Source organism: Pseudomonas sp. GL-RE-26, from assembly GCF_019956275.1.
GTDB lineage: Bacteria > Pseudomonadota > Gammaproteobacteria > Pseudomonadales > Pseudomonadaceae > Aquipseudomonas > Aquipseudomonas grandcourensis.
Map to the genome: position 1 here is coordinate 662,745 of NZ_JAHBDI010000011.1, position 12,882 is coordinate 675,626.

Annotated in this window: 10 protein-coding genes; 5 read left to right on the forward strand and 5 right to left on the reverse strand. The window is 60.7% G+C overall.

The features are described from left to right. Positions 1-4: 4 nt before the first annotated feature. The 4 genes from rsmA to KGB07_RS10575 are packed head-to-tail and all read right to left on the reverse strand — an operon-like array spanning position 5 to position 5,892. The gene (gene rsmA / locus KGB07_RS10560) at positions 5-814 is read right to left on the reverse strand and encodes a 16S rRNA (adenine(1518)-N(6)/adenine(1519)-N(6))-dimethyltransferase RsmA (protein ID WP_046039480.1); all 810 of its coding nucleotides are present in this window, start codon (positions 812-814) and stop codon (positions 5-7) included. Then, the gene (gene pdxA / locus KGB07_RS10565; RefSeq protein WP_046039481.1) at positions 811-1,800 is read right to left on the reverse strand and encodes a 4-hydroxythreonine-4-phosphate dehydrogenase PdxA; all 990 of its coding nucleotides are present in this window, start codon (positions 1,798-1,800) and stop codon (positions 811-813) included. Before pdxA ends, rsmA begins: the two co-directional genes overlap by 4 nt. Further along, on the reverse strand, positions 1,797-3,113 hold the full coding sequence (gene surA / locus KGB07_RS10570; RefSeq protein WP_404942351.1) for a peptidylprolyl isomerase SurA: 1,317 nt from the start codon (positions 3,111-3,113) through the stop codon (positions 1,797-1,799). Before surA ends, pdxA begins: the two co-directional genes overlap by 4 nt. Beyond that, positions 3,094-5,892 (reverse strand): LPS-assembly protein LptD, encoded by a 2,799-nt coding sequence (locus KGB07_RS10575; RefSeq protein ID WP_046039482.1) that lies wholly within the window; start codon positions 5,890-5,892, stop codon positions 3,094-3,096. Before KGB07_RS10575 ends, surA begins: the two co-directional genes overlap by 20 nt. A 130-nt stretch (positions 5,893-6,022) precedes the next feature. Between KGB07_RS10575 and KGB07_RS10580 the strand changes: the two genes are divergently transcribed. The 3 genes from KGB07_RS10580 to KGB07_RS10590 are packed head-to-tail and all read left to right on the forward strand — an operon-like array spanning position 6,023 to position 8,479. Next, positions 6,023-7,042 (forward strand): aminoglycoside phosphotransferase family protein, encoded by a 1,020-nt coding sequence (locus KGB07_RS10580; RefSeq protein WP_223465330.1) that lies wholly within the window; start codon positions 6,023-6,025, stop codon positions 7,040-7,042. Further along, positions 7,039-7,710, forward strand: coding sequence for an N-acetylmuramate alpha-1-phosphate uridylyltransferase MurU (gene murU / locus KGB07_RS10585; protein ID WP_046039484.1), 672 nt, complete (start codon positions 7,039-7,041; stop codon positions 7,708-7,710). Before KGB07_RS10580 ends, murU begins: the two co-directional genes overlap by 4 nt. A 1-nt stretch (position 7,711) precedes the next feature. Further along, a complete protein-coding gene (locus KGB07_RS10590; RefSeq protein WP_046039485.1) occupies positions 7,712-8,479 on the forward strand; it encodes a TerB family tellurite resistance protein in 768 nt (255 codons plus the stop codon). A 138-nt stretch (positions 8,480-8,617) separates the two neighbouring features. Here KGB07_RS10590 and KGB07_RS10595 read toward each other — a convergent pair whose 3' ends face one another. Beyond that, a complete protein-coding gene (locus KGB07_RS10595; protein WP_223465332.1) occupies positions 8,618-9,607 on the reverse strand; it encodes an alpha/beta hydrolase family protein in 990 nt (329 codons plus the stop codon). Positions 9,608-9,680: 73 nt separating this feature from the next. On the opposite strand from KGB07_RS10595, the gene KGB07_RS10600 reads away from it, so the two are divergent. After that, positions 9,681-12,077, forward strand: a complete 2,397-nt coding sequence (locus KGB07_RS10600) for a PAS domain S-box protein (RefSeq protein ID WP_223465334.1) — start codon at positions 9,681-9,683, stop codon at positions 12,075-12,077. Positions 12,078-12,179: 102 nt separating this feature from the next. Then, positions 12,180-12,809, forward strand: coding sequence for a response regulator transcription factor (locus KGB07_RS10605; RefSeq protein WP_008051638.1), 630 nt, complete (start codon positions 12,180-12,182; stop codon positions 12,807-12,809). Positions 12,810-12,882 lie beyond the last annotated feature (73 nt).

A 12,882-nucleotide genomic window follows, 5' to 3' on the forward strand; every position in this document is an offset into this window, starting at 1 on the left:
CCTGTCAGTCAGCGGCAGGCTTTTGTTCGCTGAGCTTGTCAGCCAGGCGCACGAACGCGGCCAGGTCGAGTTGCTCGGGGCGCAGGCTGCCATCGACGCCGGCGGCTTCGATTTCGGCATTGCTCAGCAGCAGCTTGAGGGTGTTGCGCAGGGTTTTGCGGCGCTGGTTGAAAGCTTCGCGCACGACGCGTTCCAGCAGGCGGTGATCCTTGGCCGGGTGTGGCAGTACCGCGTGGGGCACAAGGCGCACGATGGCCGAGTCGACTTTCGGCGGCGGATTGAACGCGCCCGGTCCGACGTTGAACAGGTGCTCGACCCGGCAATGGTACTGAACCATGATCGACAAGCGACCCCAGTCACCGCCGCCAGGCCCAGCGGCCAGGCGTTCGACCACTTCCTTTTGCAGCATGAAGTGCATGTCGCGGATCAGGTGCGAGTTGTGCAGCAGGTGAAAAATCAGCGGCGTGGAGATGTTGTACGGCAGGTTGCCGACCACACGCAGGCTGCCAGGCGCGGCATTCAGGCTGTTGAAGTCGAACTTCAGTGCATCGCCCTGATGCAGGTTGAAGTTGCTCTTGCCGGCAAACTGCTGGTTGAGGATCGGGATCAGGTCCTTGTCCAGTTCCACCACATCGAGTTGCGCGCCGCTGCTGAGCAGGCCTTGGGTCAGTGCGCCCTGGCCCGGGCCGATTTCCAGCAGGCGGTCTTCTGCCTTGGCATGAATGGAGCGCAGGATGCGGTCGATAACGCCGGCATCGTGCAGGAAGTTCTGGCCAAAGCGTTTGCGCGCCTTGTGTTGGTAGTGCTCGGTCATAAACGGGTCTCGGCCATCTGGTAGGCGGTTTCCAGGGCGACTTGCAGGCTGCCGGTGTCGATCTTGCCGCTGCCGGCCAGGTCCAGGGCTGTGCCGTGGTCGACCGATGTGCGGATGATCGGCAAGCCGAGGGTCACGTTGACTGCCGCGCCGAAGCCTTTGTACTTCAGCACCGGCAGGCCCTGGTCGTGGTACATCGCCAGCACTGCATCGCAGTGCTCCAGATATTTGGGGGTAAACAGAGTGTCGGCGGGCAGGGGGCCACGAAGGTCCATGCCCTCGCCGCGCAGGCGCTCTAATGTGGGTTCGATGATATCGATTTCTTCATGGCCCAGGTGTCCGCCTTCGCCGGCATGGGGGTTGAGCCCGCAGACCAGGATGCGTGGCCGGGCGATGCCGAACTTGTTTTGCAGGTCGGCATACAGGATTCGCGTGACGCGTTCCAGACGCTCCGGCGTGATTGCGTCGGCAATTTCGCGAAGGGGCAGGTGAGTGGTCACCAGGGCCACGCGCAAACCGCGTGTGGCCAGCATCATCACCACTTGCGCGGTGTGGGTCAGGTCGGCGAGGAATTCCGTGTGCCCGGAAAAGGCGATGCCGGATTCGTTGATGACACCCTTGTGCACCGGCGCGGTAATCATGCCGGCGAAATCTCCGTCCAGGCAGCCCTGGCCGGCGCGGGTCAGGGTTTCCAGTACGAAGGCGGCATTGGCCTTGTCCAGTTGCCCGGCGACGACCTTGGCTTTGAGCGGTGTATCCCAGACATACAGGCTGTTGGCTGGCGCGGGTGCATCCGGCCAGTTGTCCGGTGTGACCGGCAGCAAATCGACAGCCACACCCAGTTGCGCGGCCCGCTCAATGAGCAGGTCGCGGCTGGTAATGGCAATCAGGGGGTGAGGCTGGGCTTGCGAGGCGAGCAGCAGGCACAGGTCGGGACCTATGCCGGCCGGCTCGCCGGGTGTCAGCGCGAAACGTTGGGGTTTCACTGCGCTGCCTGGTCGGTGCCAGGGAGTTTGATTTCCACGTACGCTTCGTCACGGATCTGACGCAGCCAGGTTTGCAGCTCTTCGTCGTATTTGCGGTTACGCAAAGCGGTCATTGCTTGCTGCTCGCGAGCCTGTGTAGTGCTGTCGGTGGCGCGACGGCCAAGGACTTCCAGGACATGCCAGCCGTATTGAGTCTGGAACGGCTTGGACAGCTGACCTTGCGGGGTCTTGGCCATCACTTCGCGGAACTCGGGCACCAGTGCGTTCGGGTCGATCCAGTTCAGGTCGCCGCCGTTGAGGGCAGAACCCGGGTCTTCCGAGTAGCTTTTCGCCAGCTCGCCGAAGTCTTCGCCAGCCTCGATTCGGCTGTAGAGCGATTCAGCCAGGGCCTTGGTTTTTGCTTCGTCGCGAATCGGGCTCGGTTTGACCAGGATGTGGCGCACATGCACTTCATCGCGCATCTGGGTCTGGCCGCCACGCTTTTCGAGGATCTTCAGGATGATGAAGCCGCCCGGGGTGCGCATTGGCTGGGTGACGTCACCCACCGGCATGGTGCTCAGCAGGCGATCGAACGGCGGAGGCAATTGAGCGGCTTTACGCCAGCCCATTTCCCCACCTTCCAGTGCGGTTTCGCTGGCGGACTTGGCGATTGCCAACTGAGCGAAGTCAGCGCCTTGCTTGAGCTGCTGGTAAATTGCATCGGCCTGCTTGGCTGCACTCTGAATCGCGTCGGAGTTGGCGCTTTCCGGTGTAGGAATCAGGATGTTGGCCAGGTGGAACTCTTCAGACAGCTGCATTTTGCCCAGGTCGGATGCCAGGAAGTTCTTCACTTCCTGCTCGGAGATCTGGATGCGTTCGGCGACCCGACGCTGACGTACACGGCTGATGACCATTTCGCGGCGAATCTGCTCACGCGCATCGTCGTAGGACAGGCCGTCGCGAGTCAGGGCGGCGCGGAACTGCTCGACCGACATGTTGTTGCGCTGGGCAATGGTGCCGACAGCCTGATTCAACTCTTCGTCGGTAATGCGGATGCCGGAGCGCTCGCCGATCTGCAATTGCAGGTTTTCGACGATCAGGCGCTCAAGTACCTGCTGCTCCAGCACGCTGGCCGGCGGCACGGCAGAACCACGCTTGGCAATGGTTTGCTGAACTTCATGAACCCGTTGGTCCAGTTGGCTCTGCATGACCACGTCGTTGTCGACGATGGCCACCACTTTATCGATGGACTGCACTGCAGCGCTTGCCGCAGTACTCAGGAACAGCGCGCCCAGCATCAGCGGGCGCAGACAATCAGAAAGCTTGGTCTTCACGTTCACGATAACCTTGAATGCCTTTGTCGAGGAAGCTCTCTACTTTGGCGCCAGTCAGGCCGCCGAGTCCCTTCAGAACAATTTGGAGGAAGACGCCATGGTCGCCTTTTTCGTTTTGCGGTGCTTCCTGACTGAACTCGTCATAGGAAACAAAGTAACGGTTGATCAGGCGCAGTTTCCAGCAGCAGTTGTCGTACTCGAAGCCACCGAAGGCTTCCAGGGTACGGTTGCGGTTGTAGTCATACTGCCAGCGGCTGATGGCGTTCCATTGCGGCACGATCGGCCAGATCACCGAGAAGTCGTGCTGTTCGATCTTGTAGTAATCCTTCACGTAGCCAGGCTGGCCGGGGACGCCGTAATCCCCCCCACCCACGGTCCACTTACCAGTGTTCTGATCATAACGGACCTGGTCGTTGCGATAGCGATAGCCGGCGTTGATGACCTTGTTCGGGTTGTCTTCAGGCTGGTAATGGAACATCGCGCTGCCCGAGCGAGGGCTGCGGCTGTCCGGGTCCCAGTTGTAGTCGGCCGTGGTACGCCAGTCGCGGTTCCAGCGATATTCGTACTCCAGGGCGTAAGGCGAAACGTTGGCCTGGGTATCCTTGCGGGTTTTTGCATCGATACCCGGCAATTGAACTTCGCGGTCCTTGAAATACAAGGCCTGGCCGACGCTGATGCGTTGACGTTCGAAGCCGTTGTCTTCGATCCAGCGACTGGTCAGGCCCAGGGATAGTTTGTTCTCGTCGCCGACACGGTCGGAGCCGGAGAAGCGGTTGTCACGGAACAGCGACGAGTAGTTGAAGGTGTATTCGCTGGTATCGAATACCGGGATATCTTCCTGGTCGACCTCAGGCACGTACAGGTAGAACAGACGCGGCTCGAGAGTCTGGCGATAGTTCTTGCCGAAATACTGGGTATTGCGATCGAAGTACAGGCCGCTGTCGATGCTGGCGATCGGTACGCCCCGGTTCTGGTTGCTGTCGAATGTTCCCAGGAGACTGTCCTGTTCTGCGTTCTGACTGGCAATCTGAGCTTTGCCAGTGTTGTCCAGCTCCAGTTGGTACTGGGTGTACTGGTACTTGAGCTTCGGTGTCAGGAAGCCGTAAGTCGCGTTCATCGGCAAGCTGACGGCGGGCGCGAGATTCAGGCGGTCGCCAGTGGCGCGTGCCAGGCCTACAACGTTGGTGTCCAGACGTGGGGTTACATTACCGTCTTCATCGGAGTAATTGCCCTTCTGCAGATCCCGGTCAAACCGCACGATTTCGGTGTTGTACGAAAAATTCAGACCGTTCGGATGATACGGCAGCGCACCATCAAAGGTGATCTCCGGCAAGCGGTCATACGGCGTAATGTTCGATACGGTCGCCAGCTGATAAGCCTGAGCGTTCACGCGAGCCACATAGTTGTCGCCACGATAGCTGACGGAACCTTGCTGGTTTACGTAGTCAGCACTTTTCACGCCGATCTGGTCAGTTTGCAGATCCTGGAAGTAATACGGATCGCTGATCTTGGTGTAGTCGACTTGCGTGAGCACTCGCGAGTCGAGACCACCCCTGTGCTGCCAGTTGTACATGTAGCGGGTTTTCTCGGCGTCGGACTGCTTGTCGCGCTCGTCGCTTTCGTCGTTGAGGTACGACGCACCGAACTGGCCTTCGCTGGACTTGGTCAGGTAGCGGAATTCGCCTTCCATCAACAAGCCGTGCTTTTCCATGTAGCGCGGGTACAACGTGGCGTCGTAGTTCGGTGCCAGGTTGAAGTAGTAAGGTGTGACAAGCGCGAAGCCGGTATCGCTGCCGGTACCGATGGTCGGCGGCAGGAAGCCGGATTGGCGACGGTCGTCGATCGGGAAATAGATGTACGGCGTGTACAGGACCGGAATGTCCTTGACCCGCAGCGTTACGTTGGTCGCAGTACCAAAACCGGTGGCCGGGTTCAGGGTGATGTTGTTGCCCTTGAGCTGCCAGGCGTTGCTGTTCGGTTCGCACGTGGTGTACGTACCGTCCTTGAGGCGGATGATCGCGTTCTCGGCACGTTTGGCGTACAGCGCATTACCGCGGATGCGCGATTTGTGCATCACGTATTCGGCGTTATCGACCTTGGCTTCACCGGTGTCGAGCTGCACGTCGGCGTGGTCGCCGACGATCAAGGCGCCGTTGTCGCGAATGCGCACGTTGCCGTTCAGGTCGCCACGGCTCTCGGCCTGGTACAGGTTGGCTTCGTCGGCTTCGACCTGCATGCTGCCCTGACGCATGACAACGTCACCGGCCAAGGTCGCGACCTGCTCATCCTGCTTATAGCGGGAGGCTTTTGCGCCGATAAAGGTGGGAGCATCACTTTTATCCGTCTTGTCATTCATGCCAGGACGAATCGGTTCGATATAGGAACCAGAGCAATAAGGACCGGTTTCGGCCAATTGTGCGGCGGTGAGCTGCTCGCGGGGAACCCAATCGAGGTGACTGTAGTCTGCGCTACGCGACTTCAGGCCACGGCCTTTGGATTCGGTGACCAGCACCGGCTTGGCGCCGACGTCTTCGCTGGAACCGTTCTCGGCTGGGGCTTCACCGGTGGCGGAAACTGCGCTGCCGTCATGGACGGGACGCGGTGGCAATGCAGCCGCCGGCGTCTTTGGCGCACAGTCCCAGGAACCCGAAGCAGAGACTGAGCAGTCAAACTGTTCCGCGGCGACCACGTAGGAAGTGGCAAGGGGTTGCAGCGCCAGCAAACTGCCGGTAACCAACAACGGAAATTTTTTACGAAACGCGGGGGATTTCAATGCCATCTTATTAGTCCGGGCTTCCTGCGTGCCATCTGCCCGCGGTGTGGGCCGCACGCCTCTCGATGGTCTGAAAAAGATGCTGGATAATAAAGCATGACCCGCTTGACGGCTAGCGCCGTCGGAGACCCTTGCAATGCCTGATCAAGATGTACGCTTGCAACACCTGAAAGTTTGGCTCGATGAACAATTGGCGACCCTTTTTGCCGAGCAAGGCTGGGGCGTCGTACCCCCGGCCACGTTGACTGCGGCCAGCAGCGACGCGAGTTTCCGGCGGTATTTCCGTTGGGAAGGCGATGGCAAAAGTTTCATCGTGATGGACGCGCCGCCCCCCCAGGAAAACTGTAAACCTTTCGTGGATATCGCCTTTTTGCTGGCGAAATCCGGAATAAATGTGCCGAAAATTTATGCCGACGACCTCGAGCGCGGTTTTCTTTTGCTCAATGACCTGGGCAACAAGACCTATCTGGACGTCATCGACAGCGAAAACGCCGACGATTTGTTCAAGGATGCCTTGCAAGCGTTGCTGGCTTTCCAGCAGTTGCCGATGGTTGCGCCTTTGCCGAGCTATGACGTGGCCTTGCTGCGTCGCGAGCTGGAGCTGTTCCCCGAGTGGTACGTGAAGCGCGAACTGGGCATCGAATTCGACGCGGCGCAGCAAGTGCTCTGGCAGCAGGTCAGCGAACTGTTGATCGACAGCGCCCTTGCACAGCCAAAAGTCCTGGTGCATCGCGACTACATGCCGCGCAACCTGATGCTCAGCGAACCCAATCCCGGTGTGCTGGATTTCCAGGATGCGGTGTATGGCCCGGTGACCTACGACGTGACCTGCCTTTTCAAGGACGCATTCCTCAGTTGGCCCGAGGAGCGCGTGCACGGCTGGCTCGAAAGCTACTGGCAGCAAGCGGGTGCCCTCGGGATTCCGGTTCAGTCCGACTTCGAGGACTTCCAGCGTGCCAGCGACCTGATGGGCGTGCAACGTCACCTGAAAGTCATCGGCATTTTCGCGCGCATTTGCCATCGCGACGGCAAGCCGCGTTATCTGGGCGACGTGCCGCGTTTCTTTGCGTACATAGAAGCGGTGATCGCTCGCCGTCCTGAACTGGCCGAGCTGGATGTGTTGCTGGCCAGTCTGCGCGCCGGAGTGCAAGCATGAAGGCAATGATTCTGGCCGCAGGCAAAGGCGAGCGCATGCGCCCGCTGACCCTGACCACGCCAAAACCGCTGGTTCTTGCCGGCGGTGTGCCGCTCATCGAGTATCACCTGCTAGCGCTGGCCGCCGCCGGGTTCATAGACATCGTGATCAATCACGCTTGGCTCGGTCAGCAGATCGAAGACTACCTGGGCGATGGTTCGCGTTATGGCGTGAACATTCAGTACTCGGCCGAAGGTGAGCCCCTGGAAACCGGCGGCGGGATTTTCCGCGCGTTGCCGTTGCTGGGGGATGAAGCGTTTGTCGTGGTCAACGGCGACATCTGGACCGATTACGACTTCAGCGTGTTGCATCAGCCCATCAACGGCCTGGCGCACCTGGTGCTGGCCAGCAACCCGCCCCATCATCCGGCCGGGGACTTCAGCCTGGTCGGAACTCAGGTGCACGATGGTCAGCCGGAGGCCGCCACTCTGACCTACAGCGGTATCGCCGTGTTGCATCCGCAGCTGTTCGACGGTTGCACTGCGGGGGCCTTCAAGCTCGCGCCGCTGTTGCGCAAGGCCATGGCTGACGGGCAGGTGAGCGGCGAGCAGTTGAGGGGGCACTGGGTCGATGTCGGCACTCACGAGCGTCTGGCCGAAGTTGAAACATTAATAGAAGCGAGCCGCTGAGATGCTTTGGCCAGGGACTCTGATCGGAGCCGGAGCAGGCTTTGCCATAGCCAGCATTCCGGGGGCCATGCTCGGCGCGTTGTTGGGGCAGGCGCTGGACAGGCGCTTGCACCTGCAAAGCTGGGGGCACTTGCGGGAAAAACTGGGCGGTCGCCCGGTGCTGCGTAACGATGAATTGCTGTTTGTCCTGTTGGGGCGCCTGGCCAAGTGTGATGGCCAGGTGAAGGCCGGGCATATCGAACAGGCCCGGGCGGAAATGCGCTCGCTGGACATGTCCGAGTCGGCCCAGCGTCGTGCGATTGCCGCATTCAATCGCGGCAAGTCGGGCCGCGACCGGCTGCGCGGTTATCTGCGTCGCCTGAGTGCCCAGCCCCATGCGGCAGAAGGTGTGTTGCGCGCCTGCTGGCGAATGGTCTGGGCCGATGGTCGTGCCGGCAGCAGTGAACGTCAATTGATCGGCCAATGGGGCAAGTGGCTGGGCTGGACATCCCATCAGGTGCAGGCGTTGGCCCACGACTATGAGCCGCAGAAGCGACCATTGGGTAACAGCGTGCCCAGTTATCAGGACGCGCTGAGGCTTTTGGGGGTGTCGGCCACCGCTGAGCCGGCACAGATCAAGCGTGCTTATCGGCGCCTGCTCAGTCGCCATCATCCGGACAAGATTGCCGGCACTGGCGCGACGGCGACGCAGGTTCGTGAAGCCACCGAGCGAACGCGTGAACTGCATAACGCCTACACGCTGATTCGGGAGCGGCGGGATTTTCGCTAGCCCGGAAAATTTGCGTCGCCAGTGATGCCGCTATCGCGAGCGAGCTCGCTCCCACAGGTTTTGTGTCGATCGCAATTTTGTGATCGGCATAAAACCTGTGGGAGCGTGGCTTGCCCGCGATGAAGGCTCTTCGGTCTGTCAGTCCGCCGGGTTCTGCGGATTCAACCAACCCCGCACCCGACGGAACAGTTGCTCCTGTTCGGCCTTGGTATCCGGCAACGCCTTGAGCGCGACCTGGCTGAATGCCGATGATTTCTGGCGTTTGCTGGCCTGCAGGCGTTCCAGTGCTGCGTTGCGATCCTGCGCGTTGTCCTTGTAGAAAATATCCGCGGTCGGCAGTTTCAGGGTCGGGGTCAGCTCTGCCAGCCCGGGCGTGGCCGCCACAGGTGTCCGGGCGGCAACCATCACCAGTTTTTCGACCTGCGATGGCTGCTTATCGCTCAGGTAGCGCGCGGCCCAATAGGCGCCCGAACCATGCCCCAACACCACAATACTGCGGGCGCTTTGCTGTTCGGCGAAGGCGATCGCGGCGTCGATCCGGGCAAAGATGCGCTCGGCATCTGCCTTGGACTGTTCCTCGGTGGTTTCGGCGATGGCCTTGTCGGCCATATCGGCCTCGCCACCGGCCACTTGTTCGATAGGGGCTGCTGTGGTCGAGTCTTTACTGCCGGTTTCGGAGGGCTTGGGTGCCGGCGCGGCTTCGACGATTCGTGGCGCAATGGCATCGCTTTGCAGGTCCGGCAAGGTGATACTCAGGCTGCTCCATTCGGCATCCGGCAATTTGCGCCGCAAAGGGCCGATCGCTTGCGGCCAGTCAACGGTTTCGCCGGCGCCCGGGATGATAATCACCGCGCCTTTGGGTTCGGCGGTATTGGCCGGCTTCCACAAGGCCAGGAATGTGTCGGTGCCCGCTTGCAGTTGTTGCTGTTCCTGAGGCGGGATTTTTCGCTCAAGTGCAGCCGCTTCCTCCTGACTGCGCTCAGGCAGCGGCTGACGTTCGAGTGGTTTTTCTTCGGCGGTTTTTTCCTCCGCGGCGGGCGCCGGGTCGGCCGCCTTGACGGAAAAAGCGCAAGGCAGGATCAGCGACAGGCACAATGCTGGCAGTGCCAGGCGGTAGACAGGGGGCATCGGATATTCCAGGCCAGAAGATGTTCCGGCAGCCTAATGGGTTGGTCAGTATTTGTCAGTGTGTGAGAGTTCAATGATGCGTTTTCGCTGCCTGTGGGTTATCGGCTGTTTGTGGTTTCCCTTGATGGGCTGGGCGGCCGCCGCGCCTCCGGCGCCCATTGCCCAACTGTCCCCGAAACAACAGCACTGGCTGGCGCAGCAGAGCGAGTTGCGGGTCGGCGTGGTGTTGCAGGCGCCCTATGCGCAATACGATCGCCGCTTGCAGCGCCTGTCCGGGGTGAACGTCGAGTTGATGAAGTGGCTCGCAAAAAACCTCAATGTCGAACTGAGCTGGCGCAATTTTCCCGACCTTGAGCAATTGGAAGCCGCGGCCCGCGAGGGCGAAATCGACATCGCCCCGGGGCTGACCCAGACCCCTGGCGGGCTGCGCCTCTGGCAGTTTTCCGACCCCTACATGCGGGTGCCGCAGCTGGTGGTCAGCGACCAGAAAAGCGCTGGCGCTGTCGAGCTGGAAAAGCTCGACAGCCAGACCCGCGTCGCCGTGCGCATGCCCAGTGCCATCGCCGATTACCTGCGCGGCAACTACCCGCACCTGAATCTGCAAGGCGTACCGATGGAGCGCCAGGCATTGCAATTATTGGTCGGCCAGCAGGCAACTTATGCGGTGATCGATGAGGCGCAGCTGGGACGCTTGTCGGTCGAGACGGAGTTCTCCGGATTAGTGGTAGTGGGGGATGTCGGCCTGCCGCAGTTGCTGCGGGTGGCCACGCTCCGCGACAAGCCGGAACTGGCGGACATCGTCGAAAGTGCATTGCGGGCGATCCCGGCCAAGGATCTGGAGCAACTGCACAATCAATGGCTGCAACCCAAGTATCCGCGGCTCACCGAGTCGCCGGGGTTTTGGCAAAACCTCTGTCTGTTGCTGGCCGTGCTGGCGTTGAGTTGCATGGCCATTGTGTTCTGGCAGCGTCGCCAGCAGCACAGCCTGGAATTGCGCCTGCTGGCCGCGCAAGAAGACATCGCCTTGCGCGCCGCCAGCGAAGAGGCCTTGCGACTTACGCAGTTTTCCATCGACCAGAGCACCGTCGGCATCCTCTGGGTCAACTGGGACAGCCATGTGCGCTACGCCAACCGCGCGGCGGAAAACATGCTGGGCTATCCGGCCGGCGGGATCATCGATCGGCCCCTGATCGATTTCGAGCCTGGCCTGCACATGGACCGTTGGCTGAACCTGTGGAAGCGCGCCCGGGCCAGTGAAGACGGCCCGCAAAGCTTCGAATCCAATTGCGTGCGGGCCGATGGCAGCATCCTGCCGGCCGATGTCTCGTTGAGTTTTCTGCGCTTTCGCGATGGCGAATACCTGGTGGTTTACCTCAACGATGTCACCGAGCGGCGTCGTGCCCTGGCGGCCTTGCAGGAAAGCGAGGCGCGGCTGCAGGGCATCGCCGCCAACGTTCCGGGACTGGTCTTCCGGCTGGAGCGGGCGCCGGTGACCGATCAGATCGACTTTGCCTACATCAGCGAAGGCAGCGAAAGCCTGGTGGGTTACTCGCCGGCCACGCTGGCCCATCGCGATAAAGGCCTGCGCAGTCTCGTGCATCCGGATGACAAGGCCAGCTATCACCAGACCCAGGATCATGCGCTGGATACCGACAGCGACTGGTCGTGGCAGGGGCGAATCCTCACGCGTCAGGGCGAACAGCGCTGGGCGGAAATCAAGGCCATCACCCGTCGGCTGGAGGACGGCGCCTATGTGTGGGACGGGATCGTCTGGGACATCAGCGAGAGCAAGCGCATCGAACTTGAACTGGCCAGTTCCCGGGAGCAACTGCGTGAGTTGTCCGCGCACCTGGAAAGCGTGCGCGAAGAAGAAAAGGCGCGCATTGCCCGGGAAGTTCACGACGAGTTGGGTCAGATGCTCACCGTGTTGAAGCTGGAAACCTCCATGTGTGAACTGGCCTACGCCCAGCTTGATCCGGGTCTGAACGAGCGCTTGAACAGCATGAAGCGCTTGATCGCTCAGTTGTTTCAGTTGGTCCGCGATGTGGCCACAGCATTGCGACCGCCGATTCTCGACGCTGGCATCGCCTCGGCCATTGAGTGGCAGGCCCGACGATTTGAGGCGCGTACGCAGATCCCGTGTCTGGTGCAGGTGCCGGACAATTTGCCAATGCTCAGCGATGCAAAGGCAATCGGCCTGTTTCGAATCCTTCAGGAGGCGCTGACCAATGTCATGCGGCACGCCCAGGCGCATACTGTTGAACTGACACTGACCCTTGAAGGCGGCGAGTTGTGTCTGACGGTCAGCGATGATGGCGTAGGATTTGTCGCCGCGCCTGGCAGGCCAACGTCCTTTGGGATCGTCGGCATGCGTGAGCGGGTGTTGATCCTGGGCGGCGAGTTGTCGCTGGAGAGTGAGCCGGGTGAGGGCACGACGTTAGAAGTGCGCGTGCCTCTGGACGAAGCCTGAAGAATTTTTGGTATCTGTGCTGACGCTTTCGCGAGCAGGGGAAACGCATTCCAAATGTGGGAGCGAGCCTGCTCGCGATAGATCTTGAACCTGGAGAAGAACGTGATCCGTGTACTGGTAGCCGAAGACCACACCATTGTCCGCGAAGGCATCAAGCAGTTGATCGGCCTGGCCAAGGACTTGCTGGTAGTGGGGGAGGCGAGCAATGGCGAGCAGTTGCTCGATACGTTGCGTCATGTGCCCTGCGAAGTGGTGTTGCTGGATATCTCCATGCCGGGCGTCAACGGCCTGGAAGCGATTCCGCGGATTCGCGCCCTGAACAATCCACCGGCGATCCTGGTGTTGTCGATGCATGACGAAGCGCAGATGGCCGCCCGGGCGTTGAAGGTGGGCGCTGCCGGTTATGCGACCAAGGACAGCGACCCGGCGCTGTTGCTGACGGCCATTCGCAAAGTGGCGTCAGGTGGGCGTTATATCGATCCTGAACTGGCCGACCGCATGGTTTTCGAGGTCGGTCTTACCGACTCGCGTCCATTGCATTCGTTACTCTCCGAGCGCGAATTCTCCGTGTTCGAACGCCTGGCCCAGGGCGCCAACGTCAACGACATCGCCCAGCAACTGGCGCTGAGCAGCAAAACCATCAGTACCCACAAGGCGCGGCTGATGCAGAAGCTCAACATCACCTCGCTGGCGGAGCTGGTGAAGTATGCGATGGAACACAAGCTCCTCTAACAACACCGCAATCAAAACTGTAGGAGTGAGCCTGCTCGCGATCGCGGTGGATCAGTCAATGCAATGTTGACTG